17 protein-coding genes and 1 riboswitch are annotated in these 18,968 nt (G+C 49.0%); of the genes, 4 read left to right on the top strand and 13 right to left on the bottom strand.

Annotation, left to right across the window (positions count from 1 at the left end):
- Nucleotides 1–87: 87 nt before the first annotated feature.
- From BMW94_RS13135 to cobD, 11 genes are all read right to left on the bottom strand, one after another.
- The gene (locus BMW94_RS13135; RefSeq protein WP_090999091.1) at nt 88–1,629 is read right to left on the bottom strand and encodes a cobyric acid synthase; all 1,542 of its coding nucleotides are present in this window, start codon (nt 1,627–1,629) and stop codon (nt 88–90) included.
- A 72-nt stretch (nt 1,630–1,701) separates the two neighbouring features.
- A complete protein-coding gene (gene cobS, locus BMW94_RS13130) occupies nt 1,702–2,592 on the bottom strand; it encodes an adenosylcobinamide-GDP ribazoletransferase (RefSeq protein ID WP_090998914.1) in 891 nt (296 codons plus the stop codon).
- Complete coding sequence (gene cobU / locus BMW94_RS13125) at nt 2,589–3,149, bottom strand: bifunctional adenosylcobinamide kinase/adenosylcobinamide-phosphate guanylyltransferase (protein WP_090998912.1); 561 nt, start codon at nt 3,147–3,149, stop codon at nt 2,589–2,591. The genes cobS and cobU overlap by 4 nt, the downstream gene beginning before the upstream one ends.
- A complete protein-coding gene (gene cobT, locus BMW94_RS13120) occupies nt 3,146–4,276 on the bottom strand; it encodes a nicotinate-nucleotide--dimethylbenzimidazole phosphoribosyltransferase (protein ID WP_090999089.1) in 1,131 nt (376 codons plus the stop codon). The genes cobU and cobT overlap by 4 nt, the downstream gene beginning before the upstream one ends.
- Before the next feature lie 47 nt (nt 4,277–4,323).
- A complete protein-coding gene (locus tag BMW94_RS13115) occupies nt 4,324–5,103 on the bottom strand; it encodes an ABC transporter ATP-binding protein (RefSeq protein ID WP_254790231.1) in 780 nt (259 codons plus the stop codon).
- A gap of 38 nt (nt 5,104–5,141) precedes the next feature.
- Nucleotides 5,142–6,188, bottom strand: a complete 1,047-nt coding sequence (locus tag BMW94_RS13110; RefSeq protein ID WP_090998910.1) for a FecCD family ABC transporter permease — start codon at nt 6,186–6,188, stop codon at nt 5,142–5,144.
- Entirely contained in the window at nt 6,185–7,180 is a 996-nt protein-coding gene (locus BMW94_RS13105) for an ABC transporter substrate-binding protein (RefSeq protein WP_090998908.1), read from the bottom strand. Before BMW94_RS13105 ends, BMW94_RS13110 begins: the two co-directional genes overlap by 4 nt.
- A 402-nt stretch (nt 7,181–7,582) precedes the next feature.
- Nucleotides 7,583–7,720: riboswitch (cobalamin riboswitch) on the bottom strand.
- Between the two features lie 166 nt (nt 7,721–7,886).
- On the bottom strand, nt 7,887–8,534 hold the full coding sequence (locus BMW94_RS13100) for a histidine phosphatase family protein (RefSeq protein ID WP_175480674.1): 648 nt from the start codon (nt 8,532–8,534) through the stop codon (nt 7,887–7,889).
- Nucleotides 8,525–9,505, bottom strand: coding sequence for an adenosylcobinamide-phosphate synthase CbiB (cbiB, locus tag BMW94_RS13095; RefSeq protein ID WP_090999084.1), 981 nt, complete (start codon nt 9,503–9,505; stop codon nt 8,525–8,527). Before cbiB ends, BMW94_RS13100 begins: the two co-directional genes overlap by 10 nt.
- Before the next feature lie 44 nt (nt 9,506–9,549).
- A complete protein-coding gene (locus tag BMW94_RS13090; RefSeq protein ID WP_090998904.1) occupies nt 9,550–10,377 on the bottom strand; it encodes an adenosylcobinamide amidohydrolase in 828 nt (275 codons plus the stop codon).
- The gene (gene cobD, locus BMW94_RS13085; protein ID WP_244192682.1) at nt 10,358–11,506 is read right to left on the bottom strand and encodes a threonine-phosphate decarboxylase CobD; all 1,149 of its coding nucleotides are present in this window, start codon (nt 11,504–11,506) and stop codon (nt 10,358–10,360) included. Before cobD ends, BMW94_RS13090 begins: the two co-directional genes overlap by 20 nt.
- A 211-nt stretch (nt 11,507–11,717) precedes the next feature.
- Between cobD and BMW94_RS13080 the strand changes: the two genes are divergently transcribed.
- Nucleotides 11,718–12,719 carry a lipoate--protein ligase gene (locus tag BMW94_RS13080; RefSeq protein WP_090998900.1) on the top strand — a complete coding sequence of 334 codons (1,002 nt, stop codon included), beginning with the start codon at nt 11,718–11,720 and terminating at the stop codon, nt 12,717–12,719.
- A gap of 244 nt (nt 12,720–12,963) precedes the next feature.
- Nucleotides 12,964–13,767, top strand: a complete 804-nt coding sequence (locus BMW94_RS13075; RefSeq protein WP_064639937.1) for a Cof-type HAD-IIB family hydrolase — start codon at nt 12,964–12,966, stop codon at nt 13,765–13,767.
- A gap of 328 nt (nt 13,768–14,095) precedes the next feature.
- On the opposite strand, the gene BMW94_RS13070 is transcribed toward BMW94_RS13075, so the two are convergent.
- Nucleotides 14,096–15,622, bottom strand: coding sequence for an NAD(P)/FAD-dependent oxidoreductase (locus BMW94_RS13070; RefSeq protein ID WP_090998898.1), 1,527 nt, complete (start codon nt 15,620–15,622; stop codon nt 14,096–14,098).
- Between the two features lie 156 nt (nt 15,623–15,778).
- Between BMW94_RS13070 and BMW94_RS13065 the strand changes: the two genes are divergently transcribed.
- Entirely contained in the window at nt 15,779–16,348 is a 570-nt protein-coding gene (locus tag BMW94_RS13065; RefSeq protein ID WP_090998896.1) for a TetR/AcrR family transcriptional regulator, read from the top strand.
- Nucleotides 16,349–16,434: 86 nt separating this feature from the next.
- Here the strand turns inward: BMW94_RS13065 and BMW94_RS13060 are convergent, their stop codons facing one another.
- Complete coding sequence (locus BMW94_RS13060) at nt 16,435–17,373, bottom strand: DMT family transporter (RefSeq protein WP_090998895.1); 939 nt, start codon at nt 17,371–17,373, stop codon at nt 16,435–16,437.
- Between the two features lie 120 nt (nt 17,374–17,493).
- Between BMW94_RS13060 and BMW94_RS13055 the strand changes: the two genes are divergently transcribed.
- Nucleotides 17,494–18,915 (top strand): aminotransferase-like domain-containing protein, encoded by a 1,422-nt coding sequence (locus tag BMW94_RS13055; RefSeq protein ID WP_254790222.1) that lies wholly within the window; start codon nt 17,494–17,496, stop codon nt 18,913–18,915.
- The last annotated feature ends 53 nt before the right edge of the window (nt 18,916–18,968 follow it).

Raw genomic sequence — 18,968 nt, 5'->3', positions numbered from 1 at the left:
CCCCCATGCTCAGCCTCGTTCCAGGTTCAAGGGAACGTTGCCACGCATGGGGGTATTCTTTTGGACTGCACACCAGATGCAGTTTTTTTATTCAGGTGCCTGAACGCCCATAATCTCGTACACACGCTGCATATCCAAGGAAGAACGTAATGATTCAGCTACACGATCGAACTCCATTTCCTTACGTTCACGTGCGCTGTACGTCTCCAGCAACGGAGCAAGTCCTTTTCCTTCACGCAGACCATTAAGCCATGAGCGCCGGAATGGATCACTTTCAAACAAACCATGCAGGTATGTTCCCCACACTTTGCCGTCAGTCGTGCCCCAGCCTTCATTGAAGGATTGACCTCCCGGATGGGCGATTTCGAATAAGGCCGTTAAACGTTCAGGCTCAATACACTCGGTAACACCCATATGAATCTCGTATCCATGGATGGGCAACGAGCTTGCTGCATCGCTTTCCTTGGGCAAACGAATTGGATGATGACTGTGTACATGCCCAGAGGCTCTCACCGTTTGTTTGTTCTGTAGGAATGTTGTCGATAGGGGCAGCCATCCCAATCCATAGGCTTCCTGGATCTGATTCGCTTCTACCGCAAATGGATCTTTGAGATGCTGACCGAGCATCTGGTATCCACCACATATCCCGACAAGCTGAACATTTTCACGCTCCGTCTGGCTGGCAATCGCTTGCTCGAGTCCCGACGCACGCAGAAATGCCAGATCCCCAATCGTATCCTTCGTACCCGGAAGCAGAATGGCATCGGGATGCCCCAGTTCAGCGGGAGAAGTCACGTATCGCACATTCACATCCGGTTCCCTGGAAAGGGCATCAAAGTCTGTAAAGTTGGAAATACGCGGATAACGAATTACCGCAAGGTCCAGCTCCTGCTGACCGGATTTGCCATGTCGCATCGAGTCCAGCACCACGGAGTCTTCCGCTTCAATCTGAATATCACTTACGTAAGGCAATACGCCCAATACAGGTATGCCTGTCCGTTCTTCAAGCCAGTCCAACCCAGGCTGCAGCAAGGACAGGTCTCCACGAAACTTGTTGATGATGAATCCTTTTACACGCCGAACCTCATGCGGCTCAAGCAGCTCCAATGTACCTACAATGGAGGCAAAGACACCACCACGATCAATATCCGAAATCAGAATTACCGGAGCATCCGCCCAGCCCGCCAAATTCATGTTAACGATATCCCGATCCTTCAGATTGATCTCAGCAGGACTGCCTGCACCTTCCATCAGCACAATATCATATGTCGCGCGCAACCGATTCAGTGCATCCATGACCGTTTGTTTGGCTTGGGGCAGGAAATGCTGCCGGTAGTCCCATGCACTCATCTGTGTAAGAGGCACACCGTGCACGACAATCTGGGAATGCATATCCCGAACCGGCTTGATCAGGATCGGGTTCATATCTGTCGTCGCTTCAATGCCGCATGCCTCGGCTTGCGCTCCCTGCGCTCTTCCGATTTCCTTTCCGTCTTCTGTGACGTAAGAATTCAGCGCCATGTTCTGTGATTTGAACGGAGCTGGCCTGAAGCCATCCTGCTTGAATATTCGGCATAAGGCCGTCGTAATTACGCTTTTCCCCACATCCGATGCTGTCCCTTGCAGCATTAATACTGCCGCCGTTTGTTCAGACGTTTGTGCAGAAGTATCTTCCACGTTCCCTCACCACCACTCTCCGCGTTATATCAAAAAGAATCCCTGCAACAGACTAAGTACCGTTAGCAGTGCGGCCTCCAGCAGCTCATTCATGGCTCCATACGTGTCCCCTGTAAGTCCACCCAGCCTTTCACTGATACGCCCGGCAACGAATTTGCCAATCACATAGCCAGCCAGCGGCACCACAATGATCGCTGCAACCGGATACAGCCACCATGGTAACGTCCCCAATCCATTCTCCGTCGCCAGTACCTGAAACATGGCTGTATCCGGCTGGAAGATCCATACAACTGCCCATGTGATCACACCTGCCAGAATGGATAGTCCTACCGCAGAGCTGCGTGCACGCTGGACTTCCCTCCGTTCACCCAATCCCTTGAACAGGACAGCGAGTCCGTCGTCCTTGCGGGCATTCGGCCAGGCCGCCATGGCATACACCATGAACCAGCGGCTCCAGATCATCGGCAGGATGAGCAAAGCTCCATACGCCCAGTTGCCACGTGCGATAAAGTCAGCAATTAATGACGCTTTCATCATCAGCAGCAGGACACAGGCGATCACGCCCATGGCCCCCACACGACTGTCTTTCATAATCTCCAGCATTCGCTCACGGGTGCGATAACTGAGCAGACCATCTGCCGTATCCATCCAACCATCCAGATGAAGGCCTCCGGTTAGCCATACCCATAACGTCAAGGTTAACACCGCAGCTGGAAACGATGGAAGCAGTGCACCGGTCAGGGCTCCACCCAGCCAGACGCATAATCCGATGATCGCACCAACCAGCGGGTAATACACTACACTCTCCCGCAGTAATGGCGGAACGAAATCAAGCTGCATTTTCACCGGAAAACGGGATAGAAATTGAAAAGCGGCCGCGGCCGCATGTTTTTGTTCAAAATCGCCTTTACTCATAAACGATACTCCCTGCTTTTCAGCTCAATGGCAATACCCACTGTCACCAGAAACACTTCGCGACAAATCGCGGCAATCCGCTGATTGAGAATGCCCGCCAGATCCCGATATCTTCTGCCCAGCGCATACTCCGGCACAATACCGTCCCCTACTTCATTGGTGACAAGCACGAGCAGACCCGGATACGAATGGATGGCCGCTACCAGCGCGTCCATATGATCGTACAGCACCTGCACCGGATCATGTTCATGCGCTAACAGCACATTACTGAGCCACAGTGTCAGACAATCTACCAGAACGGTTGGTGCAGACGTACCTGTATGGGACTCTCCCATTTGTGTAATTAACTCAGACAATGCCAGCGGTTCCTCCACCGTATGCCATAGATATCCTCCTTCATCCCGCTGGCTCTGATGCAGACGTATACGCTCACGCATCTCGTCATCATAAGCCTGAGCCGTAGCGATATACCAAGCCTCAGAGGATCGCTGCATACAGAGTCGCTCGGCAAATGAACTTTTGCCACTTCGTGCCCCGCCCGTCACGAGAACACTCATGAGGATACCTCTCCTTGAACAGATGAATCAGTAGAAACTGATGAAGACTCCGTAGGTTGAATCTCGTTCGTGCCACCAGATACCCCTGCACTTGCGAATGTCGCCATTTCGTTCAAAATACGGCATGACGCATCAATCAGATGAAGACTAAGAACGCCTCCGGTACCTTCACCCAGTCGCATGTCCAGATCCAGCATGGGCTTCAGACCAAGCTCACGCAGCAACGCTGCATGTCCACTTTCATGCGATGTGTGGGAAGCAATCATGTATTCTGTACTGAGCGGAGCAAGATGACTCGCAATCAACGCGGCAGCGGTGGAGATAAATCCATCCACGACAACCGGGCATCCGTTTGCAGCAGCTGCGAGAATCACGCCTGTCAGTCCGGCAATCTCCAGTCCGCCCACTTTGCACAGTACATCGAGTGCATCGTCTGCATTCGGAGCATTCACGCTGAGGGCTTGGCTGACCACTGCGGCTTTGCGCTGCAAACCGGCATCATCTACGCCTGTTCCCCGGCCAACCGCTGAAGCAGGTGCTGTTCCGGTTAATGCACACATCACCGCAGCGCTAGCAGTTGTATTCCCGATTCCCATCTCTCCGGTCACAAACAACTGCGTTCCCTTCGCAACCTCGGTGGAGACCACTTCAGCTCCTGCAAGAATGGCCTGAATCGCTTCGCCCCGGGTCATTGCAGCACCCTTCGCCATGTTGGCTGTTCCTTTGCGGACTTTGCGGGAGACCAGGTCTGGATGATCCAGATCCGCATTCACGCCGATATCCACACAAATCACATGAGCTCCAGCGTGGCGCGCAAGCACATTGACAGCCGCTCCCCCTGCTAGGAAATTCAGGACCATCTGCGGCGTTACCTCAGCAGGAAAAGCGCTAATCCCTTCTTCAACCACCCCATGATCCGCAGCCATAACGATGACAGCTCTTCGATCAAAGCAAGGCCGAGCCTCACCGGTGATCCCCGCCAGACGAATAACCAGCTGTTCAAGCTTGCCCAGACTGCCGGGGGGCTTCGTCAATGCATCCACATGCGCGGAAGCTTCAGCCGCAACTGCCTCATGTGGACCCACGATCCGACCCATTAACTGTTCCAACACCTGTTCATTATTCATACAGCCAGCACTTCCTTTATTAAAATATAGGGTATCCCCCGCTTCATTCATTTCTTCTCTCGTCTTAGCAAAAGCTGTGGCAATCCATTGTCGGGATGATTCACCATGGCCGGGCTCACCCGGAAAATCTCCCGGATGTTCTCTTCCGTCATCAACGAATGGGGTGTGCCACTACCTACACAAGTCCCGTCACGCAGCGCCAGAATATGATCGCAAAATTGTGCGGCCAGGTTCAGATCATGCAGCACCGCCACAATTGTAATATGATTTTTTTGACGCCACGCTGATAATAACTCCATGAATTGCAATTGATATTTGATATCGAGAAAGGTGGTTGGCTCGTCAAGCAATAATAGCCTGGGTTCCTGAGCCATGACTTTGGCAAGCGCAACCCGCTGCCGTTGTCCACCGCTAAGTGCATCCAAAGGTCGTTCGGCCATGTCACTCAGACCCAACTCCTCTAACACCTTATCAACTACCGCTGCCCCATCCGACGTTTCTTTGCCAAGCCAGTTCTGGTAAGGGTAACGTCCCATCTCGACAACATCTCTTACGGGATAAGAGATGGCTGGCAGACCATCCTGCTGCAAAACCGCAATCATACGTGACAAATCTTTACGGGTGTATGAGGAAATGTCGCGGCCATCAATCTGTATGCTGCCTGCGTTTGGCTGTTCGGTTCCGGCAAGTAGCTGAATCAGGGTCGATTTGCCACTGCCGTTTGGACCAACAACGCCCCACCATTCACCCTCTTTGACTTTCCAGTCCACTGCATGCAGAGCCCGATGGTTACCATACATTTTACCAGTTTCTTTGACTTCTATCATCGGCCGGCTCTCGGTAAGGTCTGTTTTCATGAATGCGCTCATGGCATCATCCCCTTCCGCAGCTTTTTGTTCCGGTGCAGCAGATACGCGAAGAATGGCGCTCCAACAAAAGCTGTAACCACACCCAGCGGAATTTCGGTTGGGGCCAGCAATGAGCGTGCAATCGTATCTGCCCAGACCATGAAGATGGCTCCCCCAATCGCGGACAAAGGCACCAGCAATCGATAATCAGGTCCGACGATGAGCCGAAGAATATGCGGAATGACCAACCCGACGAAGCCAATCACACCGGATACGGAGACAGCGCCTGCCGTAAGCAGTGTACCCACAGCTAACACCGACAGCTTCAATCCATCCACCTTAACCCCGATATGAGCAGCCTGTCGCTCCCCCAGGGCAAGTACATTCAACGAACGCGCACGGCTCCAGAGAAAAATCAGTCCCAGCACAAAATACGGGAAAAGGATGGCCGTATACGACCACCCACGCAGTGCTAGACTTCCCATCGTCCAGTATATAATTTCATTGATGGTCTGCTTCGACATGGTCGACAGGAAGGAGACTACGGCTCCCAGGAAACTTTGCATGACCACGCCAGCCAGAATCAGGCTGTGTGTCGGTATTTTACGTCCCTCCCGAGCGAGGGCCAGCACAAACCACAATGTGACTACTCCCGTCAGAAACGCGACCAGTGGCAGAGTCCAGATCCCAATCAGCGCATACTGCAATCCGAAAAAAATCAGAAAAGCCGCACCTACCGATGCACCAGACGATACGCCCAGGGTAAACGGATCAGCCAGAGGGTTACGAAGAACCCCCTGGAATCCAGTTCCGGCAATCGCCAGTGATGCACCTACAAGCACGGCAAGCAGTACACGTGGGAATCTGACCTTCCAGATAATCTGTTCTGCTGCTGTATTCCAGTCAGGAACAATCCAGTCGCCCAGCCAGGGAATGTGATGAAGCAAGATGCCCGCAATGTCCCGGACAGGCAGGGCAACCGAACCGATGCCCGTACAGATGAGCACGGTTAACACAAGCAGCACCATTCCGGCCGTTCCGTACACTACCAGCTTTTTACTCATTTGAACAGATCAGGGTAGATCGCTTTGGCTACAGCTTTCAAACCTTCCGTTACACGTGGTCCCGGACGACTCAGCAGGTTGCCATCCAGGCCAATGACTGCATCGTTTTTCACAGCCGTGATTTGATCCCATCCGCTGCGTGCTTTGATGATTTGATCCAATGTTTTGGAATTTTCATCAATGACATCGTTCGCATACAGAATGACGTCTGGATTAGAAGCAATAATGTTCTCTTCATTAATCTGGTTCCAGCCAGTCAAGTCGGAAGCTACGTTGTTTCCTCCGGCCAGTGTAATCAATTCATCCATGAATTCGCCTTTACCCACAGTCCAGCCTGGGGAGAATTCAACATATACTTTTTTCTTCTCTTCCGGTTTAACTGCCTTCACCGCTTCAGTTACATCAGCCACATCCTGTTTCATCTGGGTGATGATCTCCTGCGCTTTTTCCTGATGATCCGTGATTTTACCAAATGTTTCAATGTTGTTTATCACATCATCCACTGATTTAGGATCTGTTTTGAAAATGGTAATGCCCAGATCACGCAGTTTCTTCACCGACTCTTTGCTCATTGAAATGCCTGTAAATACGATATCAGCATCAGCTGCAATGATCGACTCTTCATTAGGCTTTGTTATGCCGCCCATTTTTGGTTTCTTTGTTGCTGCTTCCGGATAATCGTCATAGTCGGATACCCCTACGATCTGCTCGTCCAATCCGAGTGCGAACAGGGATTCCGTTTCAGCCGGAGATACGGATACGATTTTGGCTGGTGCTTTGTCAAACGTAAACGATTCTCCCGTAGCATCTGTAACCGTAATTGGATATTGTGTTTTGAGATCTGTCTGCGCCTGACCTTGGGATTGCTCCTGTGCAGGTTGCGAGGTTCCTGTACCCTCGTTCGTTGTTGTTGTACCACATCCGGCCAACGTCAGTGCCAGCATCGCTGCGCTCAGCAGTGACGCTACGCCTTTCCATGTCTTGAAATTCATTGTGTTCATTCTCCCCTTCTCTATCCATTCTAATGAGTAGTGCTCCTGTCCCAAATCCGCTTGAATTTGTGTTCCTATATAAGATGAACCAATAAAACTTTACACTAGGCCACTACGATTGCAGTACCATCTTCCGATCGCTGTTATCCCCAGATTTTTTTGATCCCCTTTTTGAAAAGGGAAAAATCCGGTTATAAAGGCGAACACTTCGTTTCTTCAGATTGGTTCTGCACTCTTCGTTCTCGTGTAATATTCGGTTCATCTTATATGAAAAAATAAAATCCCCAATCCTTGGGTCAGGATCAGGGATGACGTCTCGCATGTGGCGATCTGTACATGGTCAGCTTGGCGCTGTAAATGCACAGAGAACTGCCCGAAACGCTGTCCTTTCCTCGAAGGAACACCGGTTTATACGTCCAGGGCAGGTAACCTGACTTACAGGAATTCATCCTGATTTACAGTGGCGGGACCGTGCCGGATTTACACCGGCTTCCCTATTTCACCCGTTTGCCGTTCATCGCCTCATATAAAAGCATGAAACATTACTGCATGCACGCGGGACCCTTGGTCGCTAATATTGTTTAACCATTCAAGTGAGCATCCTGCATCGTTGGCAGGGCTTGTTGAACCTCCATCCGATGATGCACTTGCTAAGTCACACTTCTGTTGTGATTATAGGTTATATTGTACATCCTTACAACCCGATCTACGGAAAAGTCAATCGGGTTCCAACCCAGCTATCCCCATCGCCAGCCAGCCGGATCTTTATCGCTTGTCCTGGTACCACCTGCGTATCCCAGAAATCTTGATTCGGAATGAGACGTGACACAATATAACGAATAACACCGCCATGCGTAATCACCGCTACCTTTGGCACGTTTATGCTGGGAGAGTGAAGTATTGGTAAAAAGGACATCAGACTCTCTTCCATAAATGAATCAATACGCTCTGCAAATGCTTTCCAAGGCTCGCCATTTGGTGGCGTTACCTCCTGCGGCGCATCGATCCAGTCTCGGTACTGTGGATTGTCCTTGAGCTGATCATAGGTCAACCCCTCCCACTCACCAAAGTCGATCTCCCTTAGTCGGGCATCAAGCTTGGCCTGTCCCATTTGGGACGATGCAATGTATGTGAGTGTCTGCTGACAACGCAGCAGATCACTGCAATACAGGGCTTCGCATGTGATATTGCTAAACTGCTCACGCAGCGAAGATAGCTCCTGCTTTGCTTCAGGCAACAGTCCGATGTCAGTATGTCCAAGATACCTTTTTTCCAAGTTCCACGCCGTTGTACCATGACGTATCAAAATAATCTCGCGGCTTTGCATGCCACCATGTCCAGCTTCTATCTCCATAACAGTGCACCTCCAGCAGACCATATCCCTAAGGTGACCCACCAACATACTAAAACAAAAGAACCTGCCGACCAGAACATAAGCCGTGTTGTTCGTACGATATCTTCTGCTTCCATCCGTCTTGACGGCTCGCCCATATATGCGCGAAATGAAGCCACGCCGTGATATACGTTATGTCCGCCAAGTCTTATGCCCAGCGCTCCGGCCACCGCCGACTCGGGAAAACCGCTATTCGGGCTTGGGTGCAGTCGTGCATCCCGGGACACCATGCGTGCTGCCCCTCTGGCATCCATCTTCATGAACCAGGCTCCTATAATCAACAGCAAGGCGGTCAGCCGCGCGGGAATCCAGTTGGCCCAATCATCCAGACGGGCTGATGCCCAGCCGAGATGAAGATATTTTTCATTTTTATAACCCACCATGGAATCCAGTGTATTTACCGCCCGATAGGCCATGGCAAGTGGTGCACCACCAATCAGGGCATAGAACAGTGGAGAGACGATAGCATCCACGATATTCTCCGCCACAGTCTCTACCGTTCCTCGCACAATCTCCTTTTCATCCAGATGAGCCGTATCACGTCCTACAATCATACCCAGTGAACGTCTCGCCGCAGGCCAATCTTGTTGACTCAGATGGCGGTAAACTTCCATACCTGCATCCTTCAAACCTTTCGAGGCAATGGTGGTTGCGATTAACACCACTTCTGCCACAACCGCAACAACGGGATGTATAAGACCCAGCACATAGATTAATCCCCAAGTCAGTGCAAAAGAACCGCCTGCAATCAAAAGTGGAAATAAAACGCCAGCTCTTTGGAGAGCCTGGTTCGAATCCACCCGCGATCTTATCGCCCGCTCCAGTGCAGAGATGGCCTTTCCCATGCCAATCACCGGATGAGGAATCCAGCGTGGATCTCCGATGCAGCGATCCAATATGTATGCTCCTACAATAATCCAGGCTCCAGCCATTCCCGTCCAGATCGGCCAAGAAGCCCATTGAATCAGCAGAGATGTCATTGCTTGTTATTCCTCTCTTTCCACTCCTGCGCGGCTTGCAGGCTTTCCGTTATCGTGTCATACACCAGCCTGCCGATCGCTGCACCCATGACCGTAGCCGTCCCGGCGTAACTGATGAGCGGTTTATTTACTTCAGCCTGACTTACCGCGAGTACGATGGCATCCGTTGTTGTTCCGGTTGCGGTTAGACCATTCTCTGAATCGGCCACACCGAAATCAGCTAACGCAGCGGCCTTCGCCTCTACCGCAGTCTGAATGGCATTCACCATCGCTCCAGCAGTCATACGCCCATTCATCCACAACATGATATTGATCGTACCGGGAGTATAGGTTGAAGCCGAAACCTTCCCAATTTTCTGGGACACCGTCCCATTGCTCATCTCATTCCCCGCAGCATCAAACACGGTTCTTGCAGAACCCGCCCGTGCAGCATTGGATACCCCTGCTGTAGTGCAGCAAAGTAATCCGAACTCATCACTTTCGTATTCCTGGATCGCTGTGTGCTCCAATCGAACCGCAGTCAGAAGACCGGCACATTGATCCTGCTGCTCCTGCCATTCACTCAACAGATCAGCAATATCACGTGGGGGATCGTCACAGCGATAATGTCTGTCCACATAGATGTTGAATATGCGATCAATTTCAATCATGCCGCCCCCATACACGGCACTGGAAAGGGCTGTTACAGCAGAAGGACTGGACGCTTTAATATGCCGCTCATGTGCGGAGACGTGTAATCCAGGCCACACAGAAGATCTGTATTCGTTCTGGTCCTTTTGGTCCTTTTGTAAATGGGAGTAATAATTATAGAATGGCAGTGCCATCGCTTTGTCCCCCTGCCTCTAATCCGGTTGTCGGATTAGACGTAATTACATTTCCTATCGTTTCCAGCAAACGTCCGTTAGCCTCCGCGTCCTTGACCGCAAAACGTACATGTCGTTCCCCAAGTCCGGGATACATTGCGCAGCTTCGGATCAGTATACCGCGTTCACCGAGGGCAGCCTGGATGGACGTCGCTGTCCACGGCTCTGGCAGAGCTGCCAGTATAAAGTTCGCTTCCCCTCGCGTCACCTTACATCCCAAAGCCTTCAGGCCTTCCGTTAATCTCTCCCGCTCGTGTGACACCAGTGCTAATGTCTCCTGTTCAAAATTATCCCCACTGCGCAGACAGGCTTCTCCTGCGATCAGTGCAAGCCCGTTCACACTCCAGGTGACCTGTTTCTCTGTCATGGCACGAATCAGTTCAGGACGCCCCATCGCATAACCCAGACGCAGGCCTGGAATCGCATAAAACTTGGTCATCGAACGAATGATGATCACTTGAGGATACTCTTTCAAGCTGGGTGCAAGCGATTGCCGCTGTGATTCAGGAATAAAATCGATAAATGCCTCATCAACAACCAATATTGTACCTGTTGTCTCTGCTTTATGAGCAAGCTGTTGCAGAACGTCCACCGGATACTGTACCCCATTGGGGTTGTTGGGCTGTCCAAGGAAAAGCAGGTCCACCCGCTCCATCAGCTTCTCAATATCTTCCGGTTCTGCTCGCCAGTCCAGCTCTTCTCGTCCTTGAACATGGTGGACTTCTGCTCCAAATTGTCTGGATAATGCACTGTACTCTGAAAAACCGGGCTCTACTGTACCTACTCTACGCGGCGCGAGTCCAAGTAAGATTAGAGCCATGCTTTCCGCCGCCCCATTGCCAACAGATATGTGATCCGGGGTTAATTCCAGCCGGTCACTAAGCAACATTTTGAACGCACGATGCCCCGGATCAGGGTAACGAAGTACCGTATGTAAACCTTGCTCCAGAGCCTCCAACACTTCATGAGGTGGACCCAGAGGATTAATATTTGCGCTAAAATCGAGGAAATCCGCAGGATTCCCTCCAAAACGTGCCGCGGCTGTCTCCACATCACCGCCATGTCCGAAAACTTCAATTAAACCGGTCATCCTGTCCGTCATCCTTTCTGCATGTCCTTTTTATTATGGATGTCGTGGCAGGCAGGGGTCAATCCTGTTTTGGCTATTCATGCCCTTTGCGGCTTCAATTCCTTTGTGTCCTTTCGACAATTCGTTTACAATAGAGTAGGAATTTCGATTCCGTAAAGCATCACTATATAAGGGATATGCATCCCTCACATACATTAATGGAGGAATGACCATGCTGTTTGTTGATAACCAGGGCATTACAGATCCTTCTGTAAACCTCGCCATTGAGGAATACATTCTGAAGCATCTGCCGATGGATGACAGTTATTTGCTGTTTTACATCAACCGCCCGTCCATTATTATCGGAAAACACCAGAATACTATTGAAGAGATCAATATTGAGTATGTTCAGGATAACGGTGTTCAAGTCGTACGTCGTCTTTCGGGAGGCGGAGCCGTTTATCACGATCTGGGCAACCTCAATTTCAGCTTTATTACCAAGGATGACGGACAATCCTTCCATAACTTCCGTAAATTCACGCAGCCTGTGGTGGAAGCCCTGCAGGAGCTTGGCGTTAATGCCGAACTGACGGGACGTAACGATCTGCAAGTCGGAGAGAAGAAAATTTCGGGCAATGCCCAATTCTCTACACGTGGCCGTATGTTCAGTCACGGCACATTGATGTTTAACCTGAACCTCGACCACGTCCAGGCTTCACTCAACGTTAATCCGGAGAAGTTCAAGTCCAAGAGCACCAAATCCGTGCGCAGTCGTGTTGCGAATATTCGTGATCTGATCGACAGCAAGCTGACCATTGAACAATTCCGGGACGAGCTGCTCCGTCATATTTTCCGCATGGAGCCACAAGACGTCCCTCAATATGAACTCACAGAGAAAGACTGGGACAAGATCAACGAAATCTCTGCCGAGCGTTATAACAATTGGGACTGGAACTACGGGCTTTCCCCGGAAAGCAATGTGAAGCATACACGTAAATTCCCTGTTGGCATCATCGATCTGCGCATGAATATCAAAGATGGACGCATTGAAGATATCAAAATCTTTGGTGATTTCTTCGGCGTAGGCGATGTGGCGGATATCGAAGATATGCTGCGTGGCAAGCGTTACGAGGAATCTGAGGTGCGTACTGCACTTAAGGGTCTGGATGTAAAACATTACTTCGGTAACCTGGAGCTGGAGGACTTTATTGGCCTTATTTTCCTTGAGGAGTAGGTATATAAGTTCAACCCAAGAAAGTTTACACCTGCCACTCCGATGACAGAATAACCTTCCGATCGCTGTTATCCCCAGATTTTTTTGATTCCCTTCTTCAAAGGGAAAATCCGGTGATAAAGGCGAACGCTCCGCTTCTTCAGGTTTTTTCTGTCCTCTCCGTTCTTGTGTAAAACGTTTAGTTGAACTGATGTAGATTCAGTCAGGTATAGATACAGATAAAAAAAGGAGAGAAACAACACAGATGACCTACAAATTAATTGCAATTGACATTGATGATACCCTGATCAACGATAACAAGGAAGTAACGCCTGCAACACAGACTGCCCTGGAACAAGCGGTAGCACATGGTGTGGTTGTAACACTGGCAACTGGCCGTGCTTATGCTTCTGCCCAAGCACTCGCTCGCCAAACGAAGCTGAACGTGCCCATCATTACGTATCAAGGCGCTTTGGTGAAAAACTTGCTGGACGAAAAAGTACTTTACGAGCGCTACGTTCCACAGGACGCTTCCCGCAAATTGTACGACTACTGCCTGGAGCATAATCTGCACCTGCAAACGTACATTGACGACAAACTTTACGCCCGTGAAGAAAACGACAAGCTGCGTGACTACGCCAAACTGAATGGTACTCAGTACCATATCGAACCGGATTTCATCAAAGTGATTGAGCAAAAAACACCGAAACTGCTCATCATTGATGAGCCTGATTATCTCGACGAGGTTGCGATTGCCCTGCGCGAATTGCTCGGGCCTGAAGTACACATCACCAAGTCCAAGCCATACTTCCTTGAGATCATGCACAGCGAGGGAACGAAAGGCCATGCATTAACCTTCCTGGCAGATCACTTCGGTCACCAATTGAGCGAGTGCATTGCCATCGGGGATTCCTGGAATGACCATGAGATGCTGGAAGTTGCTGGTCTTGGTGTAGCGATGGGAAATGCCATCCCTGCTCTGAAAGAGCTGGCAGATTACATTACGGCGAGCAATAACGAAGACGGCGTGAAGCAAGTGATCGAGAAGTTTGTACTGAACGCAGAGTAAATAAGATCAACGAACAGCCCAGTCGGCGAATTTCGCTGTACAGGGCTGTTTTTTTGATTTTAAAAATATGTTCATTATCCTGTTTAAGCGATTATATTAGGTATATTTCTCTGTTATTTTTTATGTTTTGAGAGCAACAATGCGGTAATCAAGGATAATTGTAGTGAAATCGTAATCGCCATAGATAAAATGACACGATTTGTATCTGGGACATCGGTAAAAAATAAAACAATAAAAAATACAATAAATGAGATTACAATGCTAGCTATGAAATTTAAAATTATTCGTTTCATGTTTTGCCTACTTTCACGCACCACGATTTATTGTCTTACTTGCTCATGGCATGCTGGAAAGACTCCAGCAGTTTTTTGATTTGGCCATCAAATTCCAGTTGAAATGACGGAATAACTTCATCTATTCTTTGCTGGAACAATTCAGGATCTTGTACGCCCAGCTCTGCTCTTAATTCCATTTCTTCTTCAGAACTATTATCGTTCAGTATCATGTTCAAGATGTCACCTTTAAAATATTCACTTGGAGGAAGGATCAAGGCATTCATCAGGAACTGGGTGAAAAAGAGATGATTATTATGTTCCTGACTCGCCTTTTTCATCGCCTGCTTAGTAAACAAGTTTATATACTTCTGAGCAAACGCAACCCCTTTCATTCGGGAAGGCCCAACCTGTTCGACCCCTTTCCATCGCAGATCGGCCACAGAACTAAGCCACCAGGCCGGTTCAATCGCCTGCTGCATACGAAGCAGGACTTTGCGCTCAAACTGCGGCTCAGGATGTATTCGCTGCTCATCCAAACATTTTCCTATGGTCTCGGCTTCAATTGCGGCGACCGTCATTCCTTGTCCATGGATCGGATCGAAGCTGCAAAATGCATCGCCAAGGACGAGTAATCCGGAGGGCCAATTCTCCATGAGCTCAAAATGCTGGCGGATGGACTCCGAAATACGGTATCCCCGCGGGCCTTGAAAAGGCTCCAGTTGGTTTTCCAACTCTACGATCTCATCCGAAGCGAACAGATACTTGATTTGTTCTTGAAACTCATCCGCCTTTGTGGAAGGATATTCTTCTCCACCTGCGTTGAATAGTAAGAGTCCAGCAATATCATTTTCAATGCGCCACAACATGCCTGCACGAATTCCTTTCACAGGATCTGATTCTGTTATCACCGTTCCCCATTCTTTTTTAATAGCGGATGGTATTTTATAATATCGGGTGCTGTAACCAAGAGATACCTTGAGCACTTCCGGTTCCGGCACGGACAAACCTAGTTTATCGAGCCATTTGATCAATTTGGAAGAACGTCCTGCGGCATCAATAACCATATCTGCTGCAAGTATTTCTTCACGATTCTCTTGGCCTCTTTCTTTGGTGTAAACACCTGTAATTGAACGCTGATCTTCAGATATCAATAAACCGGTAACTTCCGTATTTGTTAAGAAGCTTATATGATCTATGTTCTGGACTCGCTGACGAAGAACCCATTCCAGAAGGGCTCTGCTACTCGACGCAATCTTGAATGAAGAAGCAGCATTTGCCTTATTAACTAATGTACCGTAGCGATTGGCAATCACAAATTTCTCTTCATGTGAAGGAATGGCGCCAAGCGCGACCAATTCGTCATTGTATCCGGGAAAGTAATGTTCCAGAATGAGTCCGCCGCGTGGTAATACACGATGTGGATGAAAGGATTGAGGTACACCCTGCCGATTCGCCGGCTCAGAAGGCAATTCATCTCGCTCAATGATACATACCTCATCATAATAATCAGATAACATTCTTGCAGTGATTAACCCTGCAATACCTGCCCCAATCACCACAGCTTTTTTCATGTCGGGCATCGCCACTTCATCCTCTCTATTCCGTCATATTTTATCTGCACTTGTAGAACCATCAAAAAATTACTTATAATACCAATATATACTCAGAAACTCGTATCAAGTAAGAATCAATATAAGGATACTATATAGCTAAACTACAATAAGGAAATGATGTAGATGAAAAATAATGGTAAAAAGATCGATTTAAGAGTTACCCGAACTCATAAATTGTTAACGATGGCGCTCGTCGATTTGTTATGTCAAAAAGGGCAACTTTTCAGCAACATCACGATCAATGAAATATGTGATAAAGCCATGGTCCATCGAACAACGTTTTACAAACATTTTGAGGATAAATTCGCTCTATTGTCGTTCACTTTAAATCAGAATCTCCAGGATTATTTACAAATGGATGTAGATGAGCGACTAAAGGAGCCTCTTCAAAGTGTGTCTAAAATACTATTCGGAAGTGTACTGGAGAAGATCGTTCAGAACCAAAAGAAGGATGAAGCATTTAACAACTTTCTGATTAAGTATATAGGAGAAATATTCAGACGAGATGTTCTGGAATTGAAGAAAAGGGGTAAAGGCTATTCGCTACCCATAGAACTTGTAGCAGAGTTTCACTCAGGGGTGATTAGTTTGCTTGTCACATGGTGGATACACCATATCGAGGATGATGTTACAGCAGAGCAGATGGATCAATATTATTACCAATTGGTTAACGAAAAAATATGGTTGGAATAGATTTTAGCTCAATCTAAAATCCGTTATTGATGTTTAGATTGAGCCTCTAAGGTTAATCAGAACGATTCGAATAAATTGAACTTCACCTATTTTAAAACAGATTCGGAAGCTTGCACGAACGCCCTCGCTTGCTTGCCTTTCTTTAGCCACCCCATCACTTTCTCATTCATCGCCAGCAAACCTGAAACGATCAGTGCAACGCCCAACCATGTAATCCAGCTTACATGTTCATTGTAGAGAACTGCCCCAAGCCCAACCGCAATCGGAGGGGAAATGTATAACCAGGTCGCCGGGAATAACGGGTTGGTACGAGACATGATCCAGTAGAACAAGCTGTGCCCGACCATCGAACCGATTACTGTCAGATAGATCAGGGATGATACCGCTGGTATCCAATCCAGTCCAGTTGTGCTCCACGATTCCGTAACCGCCGAAAGTGCAGATAACAGCAATCCTCCGTACATCATTTGCACCGCATTGATCGCTACAGGACTAGCCTCCTTAAACTGATTAATGACCTTTTTGGAGTACAACGCCCCTGCCGAATAACAGACTTCACCCACCAATACGGCAATACAGCCCCATAGCCACAGGGAATTGCCACCAATCGATACACCCGGCAATACCACAAGGATAACCCCTGCAAAACCGATCAGGCAGCCCGCAATCATGCGTGCAGACGTTTTTTGACGCAACAATGCTGTCTGCATCACCATAATCATCAGTGGACCTGTTGCTGACAGAATCGCACCAACACCCGAGCTCACATATTGTTCAGCCCAATATAAGGTCGCAAAGGTCCCGAATGTCAATCCGGCCCCGGTCAAGAGCATCTCTTTACGCCATAATAAAGACAGGTTCACTTTCCCTTTCATCCACATCCATGCAAACATTAGAGCACCTGCAATGATAAAGCGTAGTCCTGCCGATAGAAAAGGCGGCATGCCTGCCTCCACGCCAATTTTAATCGCTAGAAACGTTGTTCCAAAAATAAGACACATAACGGTAAATGCTACTGCAACCATGCTAGCCCCTCCTTCATCTGTTCTCCATCATAAAGCACTGTCTACAGAACAGAATGAATAAAACAGAACAGTTAGTTCCCGTTTGCTGTTACAATGGAGTTCAAAAGGAGCGTGAGCCGGGTGGGCAAAACCATGTTGATGACAGATAACAGCCTGAAACTATATGAGCAAGTGGTACATTATCTGGTTGTACGGATCGAAGCCGGAGAGTGGAAAGAGCATGAGAAGCTGCCGTCCGTGCGGAGCCTGTCCGAGCTGCTCGGTGTACATCGCCTCACTGTTTTTAAGGCCTATCAGGAATTAAAAGAACGCGGGAACGTTTACGTCAAGGATAAGTCCGGTTATTATGTCAGTCCTGCTGACCCATCTCCCGTGACAGATCAGGCCGATGACCCGGCCGTGTCTGCCTGGCTGCATTGGGATTCACTTGCCCGCGTGCAATCCCTTGAGGCGGAATACCAATTCTCCAAATCATTGATCGACCCCGCCCTGCTGCCCAACCGCTATTGGGGAGAACTGATGCGGGATTTGCTGGATTTATATCCCCGTCTGCTTGGGACATATTCCACGATTCAGGGAGATCTGGAGCTGCGTAGTGCCTTGGCAAGCCATCTGACGACGAGGGAACGTTTCTACATCTCGTCTGATGAAGTGCTGATCACTTCTGGTGCACAGCAGGCCATTGATGTGATCTCCCGCAGTCTCGTTAGACCCGGTGACCGTGTGCTCATGGAGAGGCCAACGTACGGCCCTGCGATGGAAATTTTCCGCAAACAGGGTGCCAAGTTGATTTTTACGGATATTCATCGTGATGGCTACGATCTGGAACAGATTGAACGCCTGATGAAGCAGGAAAAGCCAAGAGTATTTTATATGACGCCAACCTTCCAAAATCCTACGGGCATCAATATTCCGACCGAGCAGCGCAAACAACTGCCTGAACTGGCGGAACAGTACGGATGTTTCCTGGTGGAAGACGACAGCACGTATGATATCTATTTCAAGGAAAAACCTCCTGCGCCGATCTTCACATACGATACTACAGGGCATACACTCTATATTCGCAGCTATAGCAAATATGTCGTGCCGGGTCTGCGGATTGCCGCAATCATGTGCCGCCCCCGGTTTATGCCAGGATTACAGGCCGTAAAAGCACTGACAGATAACGGATCACCTCTGCTAAATCAGAAGCTTTTCCTCCGTTATTTTCAGTCTCCACGCATGCAACAGCACTTGTCCAAGCTGCGTACCGCCATTCAGCTACGGATGGAAGTAATGGAACAGTGCCTTCAACAAACCAATTGGACGTGGACTCGTCCTGAGGGTGGACTTAATATCTGGGCAGAGCTTCCGGAAGGTGTAGATACGGGGCGCTTGCTTCACCGATGCATGGAGCATTCCGTCGCTTTTGTGCCGGGAACGGTATTCGATCCTTCCGATGCGAACGCCAGTCGCAAGCTGCGTCTCTCCTTCTCCTATGCTCACGAGCAGCAAATCCGGGAAGGCATGAGCAGACTTATTGCGTTGGCTGAAAATACGTGATGATACGTTTGCAAAATCTGCATTTGCAGATTAACGACAGCTTGTCTGGCAGG

Origin of the sequence: Paenibacillus sp. OK003, from assembly GCF_900109515.1 — a bacterium.
Lineage (GTDB): Bacteria > Bacillota > Bacilli > Paenibacillales > Paenibacillaceae > Paenibacillus > Paenibacillus marchantiae.
Note: the sequence above shows the minus strand (reverse complement) of the source record. Positions and strands in the feature narration are given on the sequence as shown.